Origin of the sequence: Knoellia sp. p5-6-4 (assembly GCF_029222705.1) — a bacterium.
GTDB lineage: Bacteria > Actinomycetota > Actinomycetes > Actinomycetales > Dermatophilaceae > Pedococcus_A.
Window position 1 is genome coordinate 179599 of the sequence record NZ_JARGZF010000002.1, and the last position, 20516, is coordinate 200114.

Sequence of the window (20516 nt, forward strand, 5' to 3'; positions counted from 1 at the left end):
TGTGCCCCCACCGACAGCCGCCGCATCACGGCCTGCGGGGCAGGACGTCGACGAGGTGCGGTGCCGCGGGCTCGGCCAGCAGATAGCGTCAGGCGCATGAGTCATGCCTACCCCCTCGAGGGGGACCTCGCCCTTGTCGACGGGGCCACCCGTGCCCTGCTGCGCACCGCCGCCCGGCTGCGTGACGCCGACCTCGCCGTGCCGTCGCTCTGCGACGGCTGGACCCGGGGCCACGTGCTGGCCCACGTGGCGCGCAACGCCGAGGCCATCGGGCGGCTCGCGGACTGGGCGGTGACCGGCGAGCCCCAGGAGATGTACCCCGGCGGCACGGAGCGACGAGACGCGGACATCGAGGCCGGCGCCGACCGGGACGCCGACGAGCAGCTCCGCGACCTCGAGGACACGGCGCAGGCGTTGGCGCAGGTGCTCCCCCGGCTCGTCGACGGGATCGTCGCGTCCGAGGTCGAGATGCGCGGCGGCCACCTGGTGGCCTCACGCACGCTGCCGTTCCTGCGGCTGCGGGAGGTCGTGCTGCACCACGTCGACCTCGACGCGGGCTACACCCTCGCCGACGTCGACGGCGACGTGCTCGTGCGGCTCCTCGATGACGCGGTCGGCCGGCTGCGGCTGTCGCGCCGGGCGCCGTCCGTGACGCTTCGCACCGACGAGGGCGAGTCCTGGGAGGTCGGCCAGCCGGACGGAGAGGGCCCTGGGGCCACCGAGGTGACCGGCCCGCGGCACGGCCTGCTCCTCTGGCTCGCCCGCCGCATCGGCTCGGGTGTCACCAGCAGCAGCGGAGGGCTGCCCGACCTGCCGCGAGGCGCCTGAACGCCTCAGCCTGCGTTGGCGCGCTTGTGGAGCCCCGAGGTGCCCTGCACCCCGGCGCGCCGGGCGATGGCGACGGCCGCCAGCGCGGAGTGCACCTTCAGCTTGTGCAGGATGCTCTGCACGTGCGTGCGCACGGTGTTGGGCGAGACGTGCAGCAGCTCGCCGATCTCGTTGCGCGACATCCCCTCCACCAGGCAGCCGAGCACGTCGAGCTCGCGCTGGGTCAGGCTGCGGATGCCCTCCGCCTCCGACACCGACGCCTGCGGCTGGCCGGAGAGCGAGACCAGGACGTTGGTCAGCAGGGCCGCCGGGATGTGGGTCTCGCCGCGGGCCACGCCCCTCAGGGCGCCGGTCAGCGACTCGATGTTCGCCGTCTTGTTGACCCAGCCGCGGATGCCAGACTGCACCGCCTCGAGGACCATCTCTCCCCCCTCGGCGCCGGTGACCACGACGATCCCGGTCTGCGGCCACCGGCGGAGGATCTCGCGCCCGAGGGCGAGGCCGTCCTCCTCGCCCAGGATGAGGTCGAGGGTCACCACGTCGCACGGGGTGGTGGACAGCACCTCGAGCGCCTGCTCGGTGTTCATCGCCTTGCCGACCACCACGACATCGGGCTCGTCCGCGAGCCTGACGGCGAGCGCGTCCACGAACACCTGGTGGTCGTCGACGATGACGACCCGAATGGGCTTCTCCATGTTCATCACACTGCCGCCTACACGTCGTGTGCGGACCCCGCCTCGGTCCGATCTCCGTCTACGTCAATAGGATGAGCGGCTCGTCAGCGCATGTGCGCCGGCCAGGTCCCCTCCGAGGCGTGCGCGGCCATGAGCGCGGCCGCCTGCAGGCGGGAGTGCACGCCCAGCTTGGTCAGCAGGTTCTGCACGTGGGTGCGGGCCGTGCTGCGCTGCACGCCCAGCGTCTCGGCCATCTGCTCGGTGGTCTGGCCCTCCATGATGCAGCGCATGACCTCCCACTCCCGGTCGGTCAGGAACTGAAGGGCCCAGAGCGGGTCGTCGCTCGGCTTCTGGGGCCGCAGCGCCTGCTGCAGGAGGGCGGGGTCGACCGCGACGTGGCCGTTGGCGGCCTGGCTGAGCTTGTCGACGATCTCGGCGATCGGCTTCTCCTTGCCGACGTAGCCCGACGCCCCCTCCGCGATGGCGCGCCCGACGACCGCGTGGTCCGACTCGGCCGAGAGCATGACCACCTTCGTCTCGGGACTGGCCTCCCGGATCCGCCGGATGGCGGTCAGCGAGGAGCCGTCCGGGAAGTTCACGTCGAGCAGCACCACGTCGGGTCGGTACTCGCCTGCAGCCTGGACGGCGTCGTCGGCGTTGGACACCAGCGCGACCACGTCATGCCCCCGCTCCCCCAGGGCCAGGCCCAGGGCTTCGAGCAGGAGTCGGTGGTCGTCGCAGACCACCAGCCTCATGACGCGACCGACTCGGTGTGGCTGTGCGGGGCGACCGAGTGCAGGCAGATGTCTGCCTCCGCGCCGCCCGTCGCGCCGGCGCGGAGGTCGAAGGTGCCGTCGCAGGCGGCAACCATGGCACGGGTGGTCGTCAGCCCCAGCGACGTCCGCGAGGCGATCTTGCCCAGACCCGGTCCGTCGTCCGTGATCGTGAGGTGGACGCACTCGGGCTCCCCCTCGACGGCGACGCGAACGTGCCCCCCGGTGCCCGCGGCCCGGATCGCGTTGTCGAGCACGCACGACACGGCACGTCCCAGGGCCACTGGTCGAGCCCAGGCCTGCACGGTGTCCTCGACGTCGAGACTGATGTCGCACCCGGCGGTCGGCTGTGCCCGGTGCACGGCGAGCGCGGCCAGCTCGGCCACGTCCACGGGCTGCACCGTGTCGGTTGCGGCGTCCGTGAGCACGGTGTCGACGAGCTGGCTCAGCCAGCGCGCCTGGTCGGTGATGACCTCCATCTTCCGGTCGACGTCGCCGTTGCCGGAGTCGGACAGAAGGAGGATGGCGGCCAGTGGCTGGCGCAGGTCGTGACAAAGCGCGCGGATCGTGTCGATGTCCCTGGACGACGCGGCGCGAGACAAGCCTTCTACGAGAGCGGTCATGTGCGTTCCTCACCCAATTTCACGACCGGTGCGCCAGCACCCCCTGCTGGCACTCCCCTGTCGTGACCGCTCCAACGTAGGTCCGTCGAAATACAGCGGACAATAGTTATTCGGGACTAAGCCGCTGCCCGTAGCCCGGTCTGGTCACTCCGTCCATTGCAGGATGGGACCCATGACGTACACCGGAGATGTGAAGCCCGGCGGCCCTGCCGCCGTACGAGAACTGGCACAGGCGACCATCCGCAAGCTCGCCGTCTCGGAGATGGCCAACAACGTCTACCTCCTCACCTCTCGGCGCACCGGTGCCCAGCTCCTGGTCGACGCGGCCGCCGACCCGGATGCCTGCCTGGCCCTGGTGCGCGACGGAGGCGGGCGTCTCGACCTCGTGGTGACCACCCACTCCCACTGGGACCACCACCGCGCCCTCGCGGAGGTCGTCGCGGCGACAGGAGCGCCCACTGCGGCCGGGGTGGACGACGCCGACGAGCTGCCCGTGCACCCGGACCGGCTGCTGCGCCACGGTGACCGGATCGAGGTCGGCGACCTGCTCCTCGACGTCGTCCACCTGCGCGGCCACACGCCCGGCTCGGTCGCGCTGGCCTACCGCGACCCGGAGCGAGGCACCCACCTGTTCACCGGTGACTCGCTCTTCCCGGGTGGAGTGGGCAACACCGCGAACCCCGGGCAGAGCTTCGACGCCCTCATCGAGGACGTCACCGCCCGGGTGTTCGACGTCTACGACGACGACACCTGGGTCTACCCGGGCCACGGCGGCGACACGACGCTGGGCGCCGAGCGGCCGCACCTGCAGGAGTGGCGCGACCGGCGCTGGTAGCCACTCACTACGGTGGGCGGGTGCCTCCCGCCGCTGCCGTCCCCGCCCCTGTGCTGGTCCTGGCCGCCGTCGTGTCCGTGCAGTTCGGCGGGGCCCTGGCGGCGACGCTGGTCCCGCAGGTCGGGGCCCCGGGCTCGGTCACCCTGCGGCTGCTCTTCGCCGCGCTGGTTCTGGGCGCGGTGGCCCGGCCCCGCCTGCGCGGGCACACCCGTCGGGCCTGGCTGACGGTCGCGCTCTTCGGCCTCGCGATGGGCCTGATGAACCTCGCCTTCTACGCCTCGCTCGTTCGGCTGCCCATCGGCGTCGCCGTGACCATCGAGTTCCTCGGGCCGCTGACCCTGGCGACGGTGCTGTCGCGCCGCACCGTCGACGTCCTCGCGGTCGTCGCCGCTGGGGCCGGGGTGACCCTGATCTCCGAGGCACTGACCGTCCCCCTCGCCGACCTGGACTGGCTCGGGCTGGGACTGGCTGCGACGGCGGGCGCCTGTTGGGCGGCATACATCATCCTCAGCCGCCGCACGGGGGCGCAGTTCGAGAGCCTGGACGGCCTCGCCCTCGCCATGGGGGTCGCCCTGCTCGTCGTGGCGCCGTTCGGGCTCGGCACCGTGCCCCTGTGGACCGCGGAGGTCGTGGCCAAGGGGCTGGGCATCGCGCTGCTGTCGTCGGTGCTGCCCTACTCCCTGGAGCTGCTCGCGCTGCGGCGGCTCAGCGCGCGCGTGTTCGGCATCCTGCTCAGCCTCGAGCCGGCGGCCGCGGCGCTGGCCGGCTGGCTGGTGCTGGGGCAGCGGCTGACCCCGACCCAGCTCACCGGCATGGCGCTGGTCGTGCTGGCCAGCGCGGTCGTGCTGGGCGCGAGCCGCCCCAGGGAGCCGGCTGCCATCGCCTCAGCCGGCTGAGGACTCCAGGCGGTTGTCCCGACGGGTCTTGAGCAGGCTCGCGACCGTGGTGACGCCGAGGATGAGCACGATGGCGCCCAGGGAGACCGAGATCGGCACCTCGGGCACCGGCACGTGCTGGCCCCCGTTGATGAACGGCAGCTCGTTCTCGTGCAGCGCGTGCAGGAGCAGCTTGACGCCGATGAAGGCGAGCAGCACGGCCAGCCCCAGGCTGAGGTAGACGAGGCGCTTGAGGAGTCCGCCGATGAGGAAGTACAGCTGGCGCAGCCCCATGAGCGCGAAGAGGTTGGCCGTCAGCACGAGGTACGGCTCCTTGGTGAGCCCGTAGATCGCGGGGATCGAGTCGAGGGCGAACAGCAGGTCGGTGGTGCCGAGGGCGAGGATGACGAAGAACATCGGGGTCGCCAGCCGCTTGGCGTCGACCCGGGTGAAGAGCTTGGTGCCGTGGTAGTCCTGCGTCGCCGGGAACCGGTGCTCCATGTAGCGCATGAAGCGGTTCTCCTCGTACTCGTCGTCGTCGCTCTCCCCCTCCCTGGCGAGCTTGATGGCGGTGTAGATGAGGAAGGCGCCGAACAGGTAGAAGACCCAGGAGAAGTTGTTGATCGCCGCGGCGCCGAGGGCGATGAAGATGCCGCGCAGCACGATGGCGATGACGATGCCGATCATCAGGGCCGACTGCTGGTACTTCTCCGGCACCGCGAACTTGGCCATGATCAGCAGGAAGATGAACAGGTTGTCGACCGACAGCGAGTACTCCGTCAGCCAACCCGCGTAGTACTGACCGGCATAGGTCGAGCCGGCGAAGTACCAGATGCCGAGACCGAAGAGGATGGCGGCGCCGACGTAGACGCCCAGGGCCGTGCCGACCTCGCGGGTGCTCGGGACGTGCGGCCTGCGCGCGATGACGAAGATGTCGACGGCGAAGACCGCCATGGCGAGCCCGATGGTGACGAGCCAGACCCAGGTGGGGACGTTCACTGATTGGTTCCTTCCGGTCACGTGCGTGACCGGAGGTCTCTCCCGCCCACTGCTGGCGGACCGGCTCCCCGGGCCCACCCCTGGTATGCCGTGGGCAGCTGGTGTGCCGTGGCAGTGGTGGGCCGTGATGACGAGGACGCCGCGTGGGGATACTCCCCCCCGATCGGTCCCCGTGAGTGTCCCAGACAGGCACAGGGCGCTCAAATCCGGTCCCCTCGTGGTCGTCCCTGGGCGTGCGCCAGAGGGCGACCGCGGGTAGGAAGGAGGTGCCGAACACGTTCGCGCGTCCAGCCGAAGGGAGCACGAGATGCCTGCCAAGAAGTCACACGGACCCAGCGTCAAGGACCCCGAGCTCTACGAGGAGCTCCGTGAGGACGGTGCCTCCAAGGAGAAGGCCGCCCGAATCGCGAACGCCGCCAGCCGGTCGTCCCGCTCCGAGGTGGGCCGCAAGGGCGGGAAGAGCGGCGACTACGAGGACTGGAACGTGACCGACCTGCGCAGGCGCGCCGGGGAGATCGGCATCGAGGGCCGCTCCCGCATGAAGAAGGACGAGCTCATCAAGGCCCTTCGCACCCACTAGCCCGGCTCAGGCCGGCTCAGCCCGAGCACGCCCCGGCTCGGCGCGGGCGTGTTCCGGCTCGGCCCGGCGTGCTCAGCGCGTGGCCTGGCTCATCTGCCGCAGCTCCTTCTTGAGGTCTTGGATCTCGTCGCGCAAACGGGCCGCCAGCTCGAAGTGGAGGTCGGCAGCGGCCTGGTGCATCTGGGTCGACAGCTCCTGGATGAGGTTCGCGAGGTCGTTGGCCGGCAGGTCCTTGAGCCGGTCGGAAGCCACCCCTGCGTCGGCCTGCACCGTGCCCCGCCCGCCGCGGCCGCCGGTCTTGCCCGACTTGCCGCGGGACTGGGACCGCCCGGAACCCATGAGTGCCTCGGTGTCGGCGTCCTCGCGCTGGAGCATGTCGGTGATGTCGGCGATCTTCTTGCGCAGCGGCTGCGGGTCGACGCCGGCGGCCTTGTTGTAGGCCATCTGCTTCTCGCGACGGCGCTGGGTCTCCTCGATCGCCTCCTGCATCGAGGGCGTGACCTTGTCGGCGTACATGTGCACCTGGCCCGACACGTTGCGGGCGGCTCGGCCGATGGTCTGGATGAGCGACCGCGCCGAGCGCAGGAACCCCTCCTTGTCGGCGTCGAGGATGCTGACCAGCGACACCTCCGGCAGGTCGAGGCCCTCGCGGAGCAGGTTGATGCCGACCAGCACGTCGAACTCCCCGAGCCGAAGCTCTCGGAGCAGCTCGACGCGGCGCAGGGTGTCGATGTCGGAGTGGAGGTAGCGGACGCGCACCCCCTTGTCGAGGAGGTAGTCGGTGAGGTCCTCGGCCATCTTCTTGGTCAGCGTCGTGACGAGCACGCGCTCGTTCTTCTTCGTCCGCTCGTTGATCTCGTGCAGCAGGTCGTCGATCTGGCCCTTGGTGGGCTTGAGCACCACCTCGGGGTCGACCAGCCCGGTGGGGCGGATGATCTGCTCGACGACGCCGTCGGCCTTGGCCAGCTCGTACGGGCCGGGGGTCGCCGAGAGGTAGACGGTCTGGCCGATGCGCTCGAGGAACTCCTCCCACTTCAGCGGCCGGTTGTCCATGGCCGACGGCAGCCGGAAGCCGTGGTCGACGAGGGTGCGCTTGCGTGACATGTCGCCCTCGTACATCGCGCCGATCTGCGGCACCGTGACATGGGACTCATCGATGACGAGCAGGAAGTCCTCGGGGAAGTAGTCGAGCAGGCAGTTGGGTGCCGAGCCGCGGGACCGGCCGTCGATGTGCAGCGAGTAGTTCTCGATGCCGGAGCAGGAGCCGACCTGGCGCATCATCTCGATGTCATAGGTGGTGCGCATGCGCAGCCGCTGTGCCTCGAGCAGCTTTCCCTGCTTCTCGAACGCCGCGAGCTGGTCGGCCAGCTCGAGCTCGATGCCGCGGATGGCCCGCTCCATGCGCTCCGGGCCGGCGACGTAGTGCGTCGCCGGGAACACGTACATCTCCTGCTCCTCGTGGACGATCTCGCCGGAGACCGGGTTGAGCGTGTAGATCCGCTCGACCTCGTCTCCGAAGAACTCGATGCGCACCGCGAGCTCCTCGTAGACGGGGATGATCTCCACGGTGTCGCCGCGGACCCTGAAGGTCCCGCGGGTGAAGGCGAGGTCGTTGCGGGTGTACTGCATCTGGACGAACCGCCTGAGCAGCTCGTCGCGCTCGATCTCCATGCCGACGCGCAGGCGAACCATCCGGTCCACGTACTCCTGCGGCGTACCCAGGCCGTAGATGCAGGACACCGAGGCGACGACGACGACGTCGCGCCGGGTCAGCAGCGAGTTGGTGGCGCTGTGCCGCAGCCGCTCGACCTCGTCGTTGATGGACGAGTCCTTCTCGATGTAGGTGTCCGTCTGCGGGACGTACGCCTCGGGTTGGTAGTAGTCGTAGTAGGAGACGAAGTACTCGACCGCGTTGTTGGGCAGCAGCTCGCGGAACTCGTTGGCGAGCTGGGCGGCGAGCGTCTTGTTCGGGGCCATGACCAGGGTCGGGCGCTGCACCTGCTCGATGAGCCAGGCCGTGGTCGCCGACTTGCCGGTGCCGGTGGCGCCGAGCAGCACGACGTCCTGCTCCCCCGCGTCGATCCGCCGGGCGAGCTCGGCGATGGCCGCAGGCTGGTCACCGGCAGGCTGGAACTCGGACTCGACCCGGAAGGGTGCCACCGTGCGCTGCAGGTCAGTCGTCGGACGCATGCCACCACCGTAAGCCCCACCGCCGACAGCGCTCGCCGCGGCCGTCGGCCACCCCCGGGCGCAGCCCGGGCACCCCGGCGCGAGGGTCAGGCCAGGAGGGCGGACACCGCTGCCGCGATCCCCAGGACGGCTCCCATCAGGGTCACGACCAGCACCCTGACCATGACCGGGAAGGGCGAGTAGCCCCGGCTGTCGTCACGGAGCTGGTCGAACCGCAGCCGCACCCCCAGCACGAGCAAGGCCCCCGTCATGGTCGCCAGCGCACCCGCCACCACCAGCGACCAGCTCTCCAGCCGCACGGCCACGACGACGAGCGGCAGCACCAGCACCATCGCGGTCAGGGAGGTGCGCTGCCAGGCCAGGGCCGTCCGCTCCGGCTGCAGCGCCTGGCGATCCGGGATCCGGCTCACTGCCGGGTTGCCTCGATCACGCCGAGCACCAGGGTGAGGCTCGCGAGCACCACGACGCCGGTGGCCAGCATGGGCAGCGAACGCGGGGCCGGCAGCGGCTGGCGCAGCCGCAGGGCCCGCTCGACGCGCGCCCAGCTGCGCAGCGCCCGGATCGCCAGAGCAGCCCCACCCAGGCATGAGGCCGCGCCGACCAGAGGCGCCCAGCTCGGCATCTCGGCGAGCGAGGCGACCGAGATCAGAGCGACGCCACCGGCCACCAGCGCCAGGGCCGTGCGCATCCACGCCAGCGCCGTGCGCTCGTTGGCCATCGAGAAGCGGGGGTCGGGTTCGTCGCCGACCCCGTACACGCTCTCAGGCCGGCGGTCGTGCGTCTCGACCGTCGGCTGGGGGCTTCTTCGCTCGTCAGCCACGCCCGGGCTCCCATCCTGTGCGCCGCGCCCAGTCCTCGGCACGCTCGTGGATGCTGTCGAACCACGGCTCCTTGGCCTCGGTGTAGGCGCTGGTCCCCACACAGGTGGCCGCGAGCCGGGCCTTCTCCGCGGCATACTCGCCACAGGCGACGGGGTCCGCCCGCAACCAGTCGCGGAAGAGCAGCGCCCACCGCCAGCCCGGGCTGCCCACCTCGCGCACGTGGAGGTGGACGGGCCGTCCGGGGTCGGCGGCACCATGGAACCGCTTGGCCCAGACGCCGCCGTCCTTGGGGTTGTCGGCTCTGGGGGCGTCGTGGGGACGGGGGAAACCCGCTCGCGCCAGTCGGTCGAGCAGCGCGGGGTAGTCCGCGTCCCGCAGCTCGCCGACTCCCACCTGCAGGTCGATGACGTCCTTGGCGACCAGGCCGGGGACCGCCGTGCTCCCGATGTGGTCGGCCGTCACCAGGGTGTCGCCGAAGGCGAGGCGCAGCCGCTCGAGCAGGCGCTGTGCCTGGGTCGCCCACGTGGGGTCGTGCGGCACCAGCTCCAGTCGCTCCGGCCGGCGCACCCGTATGCCGTGACGCACGTTGTGCTCGAAGGGCACCAGTCGCTCGTGCCAGAGCTCGTCCACCGCGCCCCGGAGCTCGTCCCTGGTGCCGCCGTTGTCGAGCCACACGTCGGCAGCGGCCCGTCGCTCCGCGTCGCTGGCCTGGGCGGCCATCCGACCGCGCACGTCGTCCTCGGTCATGCCGCGGCCCTCCATCAGCCGGCGCAGCCGGGTGCGCTGGTCGGCCCCGACGATGACGACCAGGTGGTACGACGGGCCGTAGTGCTTCTCCACCAGCAGCGGCACGTCGTGGACGACGACGGCGTCCTCGGGTGCCGCGGCCACGAGCTCGGCCGTTCGTTGGGCGATCCGCGGGTGGGTGAGCTGCTCGAGGTCGTGTCGCGCGCGCTCGTCGGCGAAGACCACGGCTCCGAGCGCCGCGCGGTTCAGGCTGCCGTCCTCCTCGAGGACGTCGTCCCCGAACCGGTCGACGATCGCAGCCAGTCCCTCCGAGCCGGCGGCGACGACCTCGCGGGCCAGCTGGTCCGCGTCGATGACCACGGCCCCGAGCTCGGAGAACCGCTGTGCGGCGCAGGACTTCCCCGACCCGATGCCCCCGGAGAGGCCGACGCGCAGCATGGGCGCCACTGTAGCGGCGACGGCGTCGGGTCAGTCCGCGAGGCGGGCCGGGAAGCCACCGGTGGCGACCGGCGACCAGCGCGTGGGCGTGATGCGCAGCAGCGACTTGCCCTGGTCGCGCATCGCCTGGCGGTACTCCTCCCAGTCGGGGTGCTCCCCGGAGATGCAGCGGAAGTACTCCACGAGGGGCTCGACCGAGTCGGGCGCGTCGATCACCTCGCAGTCACCGTCGACCTGCACCCAGGCGCCGCCGAAGTCGTCGGACAGCACCACGACGCTCACCGCGGGGTCGCGTCGCGCGTTGGCCGTCTTGGCCCGCTCGGGGTAGGTGGAGACGACGATCCGGCCGGCCCCGTCCACTCCCCCGGTCACCGGCGACGCCTGGGGCCGGCCGTCCGACCGCGTGGTGATGAGGACCATGTGGTGCCGCGGCCGGACGAAGTCGAGAAGTCCCTCGAGGTCGACCTCGGTGTTCGTCGCGATGGTGCGTGCCATGCCGGCCATCCTGACACGGCCGGCACGGCACGCAACGCCCGCGCACGGCGAAGGCCCGGCCCCCTTGCGGGGACCGGGCCTTCACGGCATACCGACGAAGGTCAGTTGCCGGTGAGCTTCTCGCGAAGAGCAGCCAGCGCCTCGTCCGAGGCAAGGGTGCCCTCGGAGGCCGGGGCGCTCGGGCGACCGGCACCCTCGTCGGAGGAAACGGCACCCGAGTCCGAGGAGTAGGACGTCGAGGTGCTCGCGCCAGCAGCGGCCTCGGCGTCGGCAGCGTGGGCCGCCTCGACCTGGGCCTTGTGGGCCTCCCAGCGGGCGTGGGCCTCGGCGTACTGCTTCTCCCACTTCTCGCGCTGGGCGTCGAAGCCCTCGAGCCACTCGTTGGTCTCCGGGTCGAAGCCCTCCGGGTACTTGTAGTTGCCCTGCTCGTCGTACTCGGCGGCCATGCCGTAGAGGGTCGGGTCGAACTCGGCGACCGGGACGCTCTCGTCGTTGGCCTGCTTGAGCGACAACGAGATGCGGCGACGCTCGAGGTCGATGTCGATGACCTTGACGAAGATCTCGTTGCCGACGTTGACGACCTGCTCCGGCAGCTCCACGTGGCGCTCGGCCAGCTCGGAGATGTGGACCAGGCCCTCGATGCCGTCGTCGACGCGGACGAACGCACCGAACGGGACGAGCTTGGTGACCTTGCCCGGCACGACCTGGCCGATCGCGTGGGTCCGGGCGAAGTGCTGCCACGGGTCCTCCTGGGTCGCCTTCAGCGACAGGGAGACACGCTCGCGGTCCATGTCGACGTCGAGCACCTCGACGGTGACCTCGTTGCCGACCTCCACGACCTCGGACGGGTGGTCGATGTGCTTCCAGGACAGCTCGGAGACGTGGACCAGACCGTCCACACCACCGAGGTCGACGAACGCACCGAAGTTGACGATCGACGACACGACACCGGAGCGGACCTGGCCCTTCTGGAGCTCCTTGAGGAAGGTCGTGCGGACCTCCGACTGGGTCTGCTCGAGCCACGCACGGCGCGACAGGACCACGTTGTTGCGGTTCTTGTCGAGCTCGATGATCTTGGCCTCGATCTCCTTGCCGACGTACGGCTGGAGGTCGCGGACCCGGCGCATCTCGACGAGGGACGCGGGCAGGAAGCCACGCAGGCCGATGTCGAGGATGAGACCACCCTTGACGACCTCGATGACGGTGCCGGTGACGACGCCGTCCTCCTCCTTGATCTTCTCGATCGTGCCCCAGGCGCGCTCGTACTGCGCACGCTTCTTGGACAGGATCAGGCGGCCTTCCTTGTCCTCCTTCTGGAGGACGAGGGCTTCGACCTCGTCGCCGACGGCAACGACCTCGGACGGGTCGACGTCGTGCTTGATGGACAGCTCACGCGAGGGGATGACGCCCTCGGTCTTGTAGCCGATGTCGAGCAGGACCTCGTCCCGGTCGACCTTGACGATGCGACCCTCGACGATGTCGCCGTCGTTGAAGTCCTTGATGGTCGCGTCGATCGCGGCAAGGAGGTCTTCCTCAGAGCCAATGTCGTTGATGGCAACCTGAGGGGCGGTCTTTTCGACCGTGCTGGCAGTCATGTAGTAGGAACTCCGATGGTGGACAGTGAATAGAAGGTGTTCGGTTGTGGGCACGCTGACGGACATGCCAAAGCGCGCACACGGATGTGCCCGACCAGACTACCGATGCCGTCAGGGCGAGGTCAAAAGCGAGAGGTGTGCGGGTGAGCGGGTTTGCGCAGGTCAACCGTCGGGTCGCCGGGCCCGAGGAGACCGCGGTCGCCAACCGCGGGTGGTGGGACGCCGAGGCAGGCGAGTACTACGCGGAGCACGGCGCCTTCCTCGGCGACGCCGAGCTCACCTGGGGCCCGGAGGGCTGGCGCGAGTCGGAGCTGCACCTCCTGGGAGACGTGGCCGGTCGCCGCGTGCTCGAGATCGGCGCCGGCGCGGGCCAGTGCTCCCGCTGGCTGGCCACGCAGGGGGCGACCGTCGTGGCCACCGACCTGTCCTCCGGCATGCTGCGCACCGGCCTGACCCTCAACTCGAGGGTGAGCGACCGGCGCGCGGCGGTCCCCCTCCTGCAGTGCGACGCCACGGCCCTTCCCTTCGGTGACGCAGCCTTCGACGCCGTGTTCACGGCATACGGTGCGGTGCCGTTCGTGGCCGACTCGGCGCTGCTCGTGCGCGAGGCGGCCCGCGTGCTGCGGCCCGGCGGCCGCTTCGTCTTCTCCACCACCCACCCGTTCCGGTGGGCCTTTCCCGACGACCCCGGTGAGCCCGGCCTGACCCTCACCCAGTCCTACTTCGACCGAACGCCCTACGTCGAGGCGGACTCGGACGGCGAGGCGACCTACGTCGAGCACCATCGCACCATCGGCGACCGGGTGCGCGAGGTCGTGGCCGGGGGGCTGGTGCTGACCGACCTCGTCGAGCTCGAGTGGCCCGAGCGCAACACCGCTACCTGGGGCGGCTGGTCGCCGCTGCGGGGCCGGCTCTTCCCGGGCACGGCTGTCTTCGTCTGCGACAAGCCCTCCGACTGACCCGCGGCGCGCCCGGGTCAGCGGTGGCCGAGGAAGGCGTCGACCTGCTCGCCGAGGTGTCGGTCGGCCACGGTGGCGGCGTGTCCGGCCCCCGGGAGGAGCACCAGGTGGCCGAACGGCAGTGCGTCGGCGGTCTCGCGGAAGACTCCCTCACCGTAGTAGGCGTCGCGGTCGCCGCCGATGACAAGGGTCGGCGCGCTGATCGACTGCAGCCGGTCGGCGAGGTCGAAGGCGTCCTCTGCCTGCATCGTGACCCGCAGGTCGTGGGTGTCACGGGCGACGACGAGCGACGGCACGAGCCAGCCCGCGGCCCGCAGAGCGGCGCGGGTGAGGCGCCCCGCGGCGGCCAGCTCCATGAGGATGGCCGCCGCCGTCCGCCGGTCCCCGCGCTCCAGCGCCTCGATCGCGCGACGCTGCCCGGCGTGGCCCTGCGGCCCGAGCCGACAGCCGGAGGCGACGAGGACCAGCCGTCGCACGACCTGCGGGTGGTCGGCAGCGAGCTGCAGGGCGACGCTGCCGCCCGTGGAGACGCCGACGACGTCGATCGGTGGCGCCTGCCACTCCCGCAGCATCGTCGCGTAGTCCTCGGCGAGGTCGGCCATGGTGGTGCCCTCGGCGAGCCCACGCCTGCGGTTCACCCACCAGACCTGGCGAGCCGGTGCGAGCCGGCGCATCGACCGCAGCTGGAACCAGCGGTCCGTGCCGGTGGGCGGCTCGTGGTCCGGGGTGAGACCGGGCAGCAGCAGCAGCGGCGGGCCTGCCCCGAGGGACAGGCTCGCCATGCCGACCGGCTGCCCGTTCACCTCCGCCTCCCCGGGGCGCCCGGCCACCTCGTCACGCGAGAACGCTAGGCGCCGGAGCGCACCGACCGCATCACCCCATCAGAGCAGCGCCCGGTCATGCATTTGCGGTGAGTGGAGGGCGCAGACGGGTGTGGGGCCGGTCCGAGATGGACCGACCCCACATTCCTGCCCGCTCTGGTCAGATGACTCTGGTCAGATGAAGCGGCGCCGCAGGAACGCGGCGGCCCCGGCGAGTCCGAAGACCGCGGCGGCGCCCAGGCCGCGTCCGAGGTTGCGGCTGCCCTCCCCCGACATGGCGGCCAGCTCGAAGCTGTATGCCGTGTTGCCCGCGGCATCCGCCGGTGCGCCGTAGGCCATGCCCTCGGCCTTGGCCCGCTGGGCGCCGGCCTCGATCAGGGCGTACTTCTGCCCGTAGTCGGCCGCGGTCGACTTGCCCGCCTCGACGAGCTTCTTGGTGCCCTCGTCGGACAGGCGCTGGGCGCCGTCCTTGATCTGCGGGGCTCCGTCAGCCGCCTTCTCGAGGCCGTCGGCGATCTGGCCGGAGCCGTCCGCCGCGTCACCGAGACCGGACGAGAGCTGGTTCGCGCCGTCGGCGATCTGGCTGGCACCGGCGTCGAGCTTGTCCGCACCGGCGGCCAGCTCGTCGGCACCGCCGGCGATCTGGTAGACGCCGTCGGCCAGCTGGGCGTTGCCCTCGGCCACCAGGCCCGCCCCGTCGCTCAGCAGCCCCAGGCCCTCGAGGAGGTCGCCGCCACCGGCGGACAGCAGGCCGACACCCTCCTGGAGTGAGTGGACGCCGCCACGAAGGGTCTCGTCCTCCTTGGTGTCGTCATCGTCGCCGACGCCGCCCTGCACGTTGCCGATCACGCCGTTCACCAGCGCGGTGAGACCTGCGTCGACCGCGCCGATGCCCTCGAGCAGGCCCGGCTTGGCCGGGTCACAGACCGGCAGCGAGGCCGAGCTGAGCCCGCACTCGATCTTCGCCAGGCCCACGGCACCCTCGCTCAGGCTTGTCTTGAGCTGGGCCAGTCCGGGCGAGACCTGCGTGCTCAGCCCGCCGGACAGCTTCTGCAGACCAGGGATGGCGGTACCGCTGAGACCACCGCTGATCTGTCCCAGCCCCGTCGATGCCGCGGTCGAGCTGTCGCGCAGCTTGGTCTCGATCTGCGCAGCAACCCCGTCCACAGTGCCGAGGCACACAGGGTCGGCACTGCACGACGGGACGCCCTTGATCGACTTGATGCCGAGCTCGACCTGGTCGATGCTGCCGCCGGCGGCGAGCGCGTCGTCGTGGCCCTTCTTCACTGCGTCGATGCCGGCGACTGCGTTCGCCACCCCCGCTGCAAGGTCCAGCGCACCCTGCGCCGAGGCGTCGACCCCACCCTTGAGCTGGTCGAGGCTACCGCCGTCCTTGGTTGCAGCTGCGAGTCCGGCCCGCAGCTTCTCCACGCCGCCGATGAGGGTCTGGTCGTTGGCCTTCGTGCCGAGGCCGGCGATCATCGCCCCCATGCCCTGATGCATCTTGACCACGCCCGGGTGCTCGTTGAGGCCTCCGATGGACGTGTACATCTTGACCAGGCCGCCGTCGACGAGGGCGAGGCCCTCCGACACCTGGGTGAGTCCGTCGATGAGGGCCGGCGCCTTCGCGCCGGCCTCGAGGAGGCCGTCGGCAACCTGGGCCGAGCCCTCGGCCAGGGCATCGGCGCCGACACTGGCCTCGGCAGCGCCGTCGGCCAGCCGGTCCGTGCCGCCCGCGAGCTTGCCGGTGCCACCCTTCAACTCGGCGGCGCCATCGGCGAGCTTCCTGGCGCCGGGCGCGGCCTCGCCGGAGAGCCCGGCGTTGAGCTTGTTCGCGCCGTCGCGCAGCTGGATCAGGCCCGCGAGGAGCTCGCCTGCGCCGTCACGCAGCTTCAGGAGGTTCGCGTCGATCTCCGTGGCACCGGCGGTGAGGGTGGCACCGGTCTGGGCGCCACCCTTGTAGGACTCGGCGCCGCCCTTGAAGGAGGGGCTGTCCAGGGGGCTGACCGGCAGGGCCGAGATGGACGCCTTCGGGACCACGCCGTCGGTGATCTGCGCCTCGTAGCCGAACGTCGCCTCGGGCTTCCCAATCGGGCCGAAGAGGGTCATCGTGAAGGACATCTTCGTGCCCCCACGCCCGTCACCGGCCATGTTGGCTTCGGCCGAGCGCACGTCGGTGAAGTTCGACGGCAGGACGGTCGACAGGGACCCCACCATGGGGATGACGACGTCCTCGGTTGCCGTGACCATCGTGCCGGTGCCGTCGTCGAAGGTGACCTCCTGCGGCTTCCCCGTCACGTTGCGGACGGTGTACTGCACCTTGAGCACGCCGGACTTGCCGACGACGTCTCCCGGCTTCACCTCCTTGCCGTCGAGCGTGTAGGTCACGTCGACGTCGAGCGGGAGCTCCCTGGTGAAGTCGCTGACGGTGCGCAGGCGCTTCTCACCGTCGACCTCGTAGGTGCCGACGACGTTGCCGTCGCGCACCTCGAAGCCGCCGAACTCGTCGAGGTTGCGCAGACCGTTGGCCTCGACGGGGTTGGACAGCTCGACCTTCCCCTTGCCCTTCATGGCCACCTGCTCGTAGACGCGCGCGACCTCGAGCCGGCCGGTGGCGCTCAGGTAGGCCTGGACGGTCTCGGTGTTGGTGACGAGCACATCACCCGATGACGCAGCCATGGAGGGACCGGCCGCCATGACGACCGCAGCGGGCACGGCGAAGAACGAGGCGCCGGCGCGTGCGGCGGTCTTCCTGCTGATCACTTGCTCTCTCCTACAAGAAGGTGGTCCATGGCGTTGGTCGTGGGGGCGTCATCGTCAGCACGGCGCACGTGGCGGCTCCGCTCCTGCTCGCCCTCCGTGGCGACGACCTGCACCTCGCGCTCACCCACCAAGGTGGTGGCGAGGTAGCCCAGGGCCGCCGCGAACAGCACCGTGGTCGCCGCCGTCGGCGACTCCTTGAGGAACTGCGAGGGGGCGTTGGTGTAGATCTCCTCGTAGGCGCCGGCGATCGCCGCGGCGCCCAGCAGAGCGCTCCAGACAGGGACGCGGCCCGCACTCAGGGCGCAGCAACCAGCGATGACGGCGACGACGACGAACACGGCAACGGCTCGTCCGGCAGACGCGTCCGGCAGCACCGCGGCCCGCAGCGCGTAGCCCACCCACGCGACCACGAACCCCAGGACGAAGCCGCCCAGCTTGCCCAACGGGAAGCGGTGGGGCACCAGCCCGAGGACACCGCCGAGTGCCGCACCGAGCAGCGCGACAGGCTGCAGGTCAAGGCCGAAGAGCTGCCCCAGCCCGATGACGAGCGCTGCGAACACGGCCAGGACCAGCCCGGAGATCAGGCTCCTTCGCATTTCCACCTCACGTAAAAAGGCACCCGGCTTCTGCGGCGGGTGCACGGTTACCGGCAAGTATGGGGCAAAGTCGGGTCGCTCAGCCCCAAACCCCGCGAAAACACTCGTGTCGTGGCGAAGACGGAACCGAACGGCTGATGCCCCACGAGCACCAGCCGCCGGGATGCGCCCCCGACCGCCCGCTCAGTGGGCCGCGTCGTGCCAGGAGTGCCCGACGCCCACGCTGACCTCGAGCGGCACATCCATCGCGATGGCCTCGCCCATCTCCTTGCGCACCAGCGCCTCGACGTCGTCCTTCTCCCCCGGCGCGACCTCGAGCACGAGCTCGTCGTGCACCTGGAGCAGCTGGCGCGACCTCGCACCGGCCTTGCTGAGGGCGTCCTCCACCCGCAGCATGGCCAGCTTGATGATGTCGGCGGCCGAGCCCTGGATGGGGGCGTTGAGGGCCATTCGCTCGGCCCCTTCGCGGCGCTGGCGGTTGTCACTGGTCAGGTCCGGCAGGTAGCGGCGCCGGCCCAGCATCGTGGCGGTGTAGCCCGTGGCGCGGGCCTCGGCCACCACGTCCCGCAGGTAGTCGCGGACGCCGCCGAACCGGGCGAAGTACTCGTCCATGAGCCCCTGCGCCTCACCGGTGGAGATGGTCAGCTGCTTGCTCAGGCCGAAGGCCGACAGCCCGTACGCCAGGCCGTAGGACATCGCCTTCACCTTGCTGCGCATCTCGGGCGTGACGTCCTGCGGGTCGACGCCGAAGACCCGCGACCCGACGAAGCGGTGCAGGTCCTCCCCCGTCCGGAACGCCTCGATGAGACCGTCGTCGCCGGAGAGGTGGGCCATGATCCGCATCTCGATCTGGCTGTAGTCGGCCGACATCAGCGACTCGTAGCCCTCGCCCACGACGAAGGCGTGACGGATGCGCCGGCCCTCCTCGGTGCGGATCGGGATGTTCTGCAGGTTGGGGTCCGTCGAGCTCAGCCGCCCGGTCGCGGCGATGGTCTGCTGGTAGGTCGTGTGGATCCGGCCGTCGTCCGCCACGGACTTGAGCAGTCCCTCGACGGTCACGCGCAGCCGCGTCGCGTCACGGTGGCGCAGCAGGGCCTCGAGGAAGGGGTGCTCGGTCTTGGCGTAGAGGTCGGTGAGCGCGTCGGCGTCGGTGGTCCAGCCGGTCTTGGTCTTCTTCGTCTTCGGCATGCCGAGGGTGTCGAAGAGCACGACCTGGAGCTGCTTCGGCGAGCCGAGGTTGATCTGCTCTCCCCCGATGGCGTCGTAGCAGTCCTCCTGCGCCTCGCGCACCTTGGTGGCGAAGTCGGACTCGAGCCGCTGCATCTGCTCGCAGTCGACGGCGATGCCGGTGCGCTCCATCTTCGCGAGCACGTAGACCAGCGGCAGCTCGACGTCCTTCTGCAGCTGCGCTCCCCCCGTGGCCTCGAGCTGCTCGCCGAGGGCACCGGAGAGGTCGAGCACGGCCCGGGCCCGGACCATGGCGTCCTGCGCCTCGCTGTCGCCGTCGGCGCTGAAGTCCAGCATCCCCTGACCGCCGCTCTCGGCCTCCGCGCGCAGCTCGCGGCCGAGGTTGCGCAGCACGAGGTCGGCGAGGTCGTACGAGCGCTGGTCGGGCCGCACGAGGTACGCCGCCAGCGCGGTGTCGGTGGCGATGCCCTGAAGGTCCCAGCCGCGGGCAGCGACGGCCTGCAGCGGTCCCTTGGCATCGTGCAGCACCTTCGGCCGGGTCGCGTCCGACAACCAGGCCGCCACCGCCTTCTCCGCCGTGTCGTCGAGGGTGGCGACGTCGATGTATGCCGCCGGGCCGGCTGCCGTGGCCACGGCCACGGCCTGCACGTCACCCGTCCCGCGCGCCCAGGTGCCCACCACGTGCAGACCGACCGGTCCGCCCGCAGCGGCGTGCTCGTCCAGCCAGCCGGGCACGTCGGCGGGCGCCAGGGTGACGCCCTCGACCTCGAAACCGGACTCGGCCTCCTGCTCGGGGGCCTCGATGGTCGAGAACAGCCGGTCGCGCAGCACACGGAACTCCAGGCCGTCGAAGACGGTGTGCACCTTCTCGCGGTCCCAGTTGTGCCGCTCGAGCTCCCTGACGCCGACCGGGAGGCCCAGGTCGCGGACGAGTCCGTTGAGGCGCCGGTTGCGCAGCACCCCGTCGAGGTGCTCGCGCAGCGACTCCCCCGCCTTGCCCTTGATCTGGTCGACGTGGGCCACCACGCCGGCCAGGTCGCCGTACTGGCCCAGCCACTTGGCTGCCGTCTTCGGGCCGACGCCCGGCACGCCGGGGAGGTTGTCGGAGGACTCGCCGACGAGCGCGGCGAGGTCGCTGTAGCGGTCAGGCCGCACGCCGTACTTGGCCTCGACGGCGTCCGGCGTCATGCGGGCCAGGTCGGAGACGCCCTTGACCGGGTAGAGGACCGTGACCTTCTCGGAGACGAGCTGCAGGGTGTCGCGGTCGCCCGAGCAGATGAGGACGTCCATGCCGTCGGCCACAGCCTGCGTCGTCAGGGTGGCGATGACGTCGTCGGCCTCGTAGCCCTCGACCTCGACGTGTCTGATGTTGAGGGCGTCGAGCACCTCGTGCAGCAGCGACACCTGCCCGTTGAACTCGTTCGGGGTCGCGGAGCGGCCGGCCTTGTACTCGGCGTACTCCTGCGTGCGGAACGTCTGCCGGGAGACGTCGAAGGCCACGCCCACGTGGGTCGGCTGCTCGTCGCGCAGCACGTTGATGAGCATCGAGGTGAAGCCGTAGACGGCGTTGGTGTGCTGCCCGGTGCTGGTGGAGAAGTTCTCGACCGGCAGCGCGAAGAACGCCCGGTAGGCAAGCGAATGGCCGTCAAGGAGGAGAAGTCGACTCACGCATGGCAGCCTAGGCCCCGCCACCCACAGCGACCCAGCACACCCCGC

At 70.9% G+C, this 20516-nt stretch carries 19 protein-coding genes; 5 read left to right on the top strand and 14 right to left on the bottom strand.

Features of this window, described 5'->3' with window-relative positions:
* The first annotated feature begins 96 nt into the window (after positions 1–96).
* The gene (locus P2F65_RS12295; protein WP_275807936.1) at positions 97–828 is read left to right on the top strand and encodes a maleylpyruvate isomerase family mycothiol-dependent enzyme; all 732 of its coding nucleotides are present in this window, start codon (positions 97–99) and stop codon (positions 826–828) included.
* 5 nt (positions 829–833) lie between these two features.
* Here P2F65_RS12295 and P2F65_RS12300 read toward each other — a convergent pair whose 3' ends face one another.
* The 3 genes from P2F65_RS12300 to P2F65_RS12310 all read right to left on the bottom strand — a co-directional run bounded on the left by P2F65_RS12300 (position 834) and on the right by P2F65_RS12310 (position 2898).
* A complete protein-coding gene (locus tag P2F65_RS12300; protein WP_275807939.1) occupies positions 834–1523 on the bottom strand; it encodes a response regulator transcription factor in 690 nt (229 codons plus the stop codon).
* A gap of 83 nt (positions 1524–1606) precedes the next feature.
* On the bottom strand, positions 1607–2257 hold the full coding sequence (locus P2F65_RS12305; RefSeq protein WP_275807942.1) for a response regulator transcription factor: 651 nt from the start codon (positions 2255–2257) through the stop codon (positions 1607–1609).
* Complete coding sequence (locus P2F65_RS12310) at positions 2254–2898, bottom strand: ATP-binding protein (protein WP_275807945.1); 645 nt, start codon at positions 2896–2898, stop codon at positions 2254–2256. Before P2F65_RS12310 ends, P2F65_RS12305 begins: the two co-directional genes overlap by 4 nt.
* A gap of 172 nt (positions 2899–3070) precedes the next feature.
* Here P2F65_RS12310 and P2F65_RS12315 point away from each other — a divergent pair, with 172 nt between their 5' ends.
* Positions 3071–3733: an MBL fold metallo-hydrolase gene (locus tag P2F65_RS12315; RefSeq protein WP_275807948.1), complete on the top strand. Its 663-nt coding sequence runs from the start codon at positions 3071–3073 to the stop codon at positions 3731–3733.
* Between the two features lie 20 nt (positions 3734–3753).
* Positions 3754–4629: an EamA family transporter gene (locus P2F65_RS12320; protein WP_275807951.1), complete on the top strand. Its 876-nt coding sequence runs from the start codon at positions 3754–3756 to the stop codon at positions 4627–4629.
* Here P2F65_RS12320 and P2F65_RS12325 read toward each other — a convergent pair.
* On the bottom strand, positions 4618–5607 hold the full coding sequence (locus P2F65_RS12325; protein WP_275807954.1) for a TerC family protein: 990 nt from the start codon (positions 5605–5607) through the stop codon (positions 4618–4620). The genes P2F65_RS12320 and P2F65_RS12325 overlap by 12 nt on opposite strands.
* 307 nt (positions 5608–5914) lie before the next feature.
* On the opposite strand from P2F65_RS12325, the gene P2F65_RS12330 reads away from it, so the two are divergent.
* Positions 5915–6187 carry a Rho termination factor N-terminal domain-containing protein gene (locus P2F65_RS12330; protein ID WP_275807957.1) on the top strand — a complete coding sequence of 91 codons (273 nt, stop codon included), beginning with the start codon at positions 5915–5917 and terminating at the stop codon, positions 6185–6187.
* A gap of 72 nt (positions 6188–6259) precedes the next feature.
* Here P2F65_RS12330 and uvrB read toward each other — a convergent pair whose 3' ends face one another.
* From uvrB to rpsA, 6 genes are all read right to left on the bottom strand, one after another.
* Positions 6260–8377 (bottom strand): excinuclease ABC subunit UvrB, encoded by a 2118-nt coding sequence (gene uvrB / locus P2F65_RS12335; RefSeq protein WP_275807960.1) that lies wholly within the window; start codon positions 8375–8377, stop codon positions 6260–6262.
* Positions 8378–8463: 86 nt separating this feature from the next.
* Complete coding sequence (locus P2F65_RS12340) at positions 8464–8787, bottom strand: DUF202 domain-containing protein (RefSeq protein ID WP_275807963.1); 324 nt, start codon at positions 8785–8787, stop codon at positions 8464–8466.
* Positions 8784–9197, bottom strand: coding sequence for a DUF202 domain-containing protein (locus P2F65_RS12345; protein WP_275807966.1), 414 nt, complete (start codon positions 9195–9197; stop codon positions 8784–8786). Before P2F65_RS12345 ends, P2F65_RS12340 begins: the two co-directional genes overlap by 4 nt.
* Positions 9190–10383, bottom strand: coding sequence for a dephospho-CoA kinase (coaE, locus tag P2F65_RS12350; RefSeq protein ID WP_275807969.1), 1194 nt, complete (start codon positions 10381–10383; stop codon positions 9190–9192). Before coaE ends, P2F65_RS12345 begins: the two co-directional genes overlap by 8 nt.
* Before the next feature lie 30 nt (positions 10384–10413).
* Positions 10414–10878: a PPOX class F420-dependent oxidoreductase gene (locus tag P2F65_RS12355; RefSeq protein WP_275807972.1), complete on the bottom strand. Its 465-nt coding sequence runs from the start codon at positions 10876–10878 to the stop codon at positions 10414–10416.
* Between the two features lie 101 nt (positions 10879–10979).
* Complete coding sequence (gene rpsA, locus P2F65_RS12360) at positions 10980–12473, bottom strand: 30S ribosomal protein S1 (RefSeq protein ID WP_275807975.1); 1494 nt, start codon at positions 12471–12473, stop codon at positions 10980–10982.
* 143 nt (positions 12474–12616) lie between these two features.
* Between rpsA and P2F65_RS12365 the strand changes: the two genes are divergently transcribed.
* Positions 12617–13432, top strand: a complete 816-nt coding sequence (locus tag P2F65_RS12365) for a class I SAM-dependent methyltransferase (RefSeq protein WP_275807978.1) — start codon at positions 12617–12619, stop codon at positions 13430–13432.
* Positions 13433–13449: 17 nt separating this feature from the next.
* Here the strand turns inward: P2F65_RS12365 and P2F65_RS12370 are convergent, their stop codons facing one another.
* The 4 genes from P2F65_RS12370 to polA form a co-directional block, all read right to left on the bottom strand.
* Complete coding sequence (locus P2F65_RS12370) at positions 13450–14235, bottom strand: alpha/beta fold hydrolase (protein ID WP_275807980.1); 786 nt, start codon at positions 14233–14235, stop codon at positions 13450–13452.
* A 192-nt stretch (positions 14236–14427) separates the two neighbouring features.
* The gene (locus P2F65_RS12375; protein WP_275807982.1) at positions 14428–17016 is read right to left on the bottom strand and encodes a hypothetical protein; all 2589 of its coding nucleotides are present in this window, start codon (positions 17014–17016) and stop codon (positions 14428–14430) included.
* Positions 17013–17612: a hypothetical protein gene (locus tag P2F65_RS12380; RefSeq protein WP_275807985.1), complete on the bottom strand. Its 600-nt coding sequence runs from the start codon at positions 17610–17612 to the stop codon at positions 17013–17015. The genes P2F65_RS12375 and P2F65_RS12380 overlap by 4 nt, the downstream gene beginning before the upstream one ends.
* A 183-nt stretch (positions 17613–17795) precedes the next feature.
* Positions 17796–20468 (bottom strand): DNA polymerase I, encoded by a 2673-nt coding sequence (polA, locus tag P2F65_RS12385; RefSeq protein ID WP_275807988.1) that lies wholly within the window; start codon positions 20466–20468, stop codon positions 17796–17798.
* Between the last annotated feature and the right edge of the window lie 48 nt (positions 20469–20516).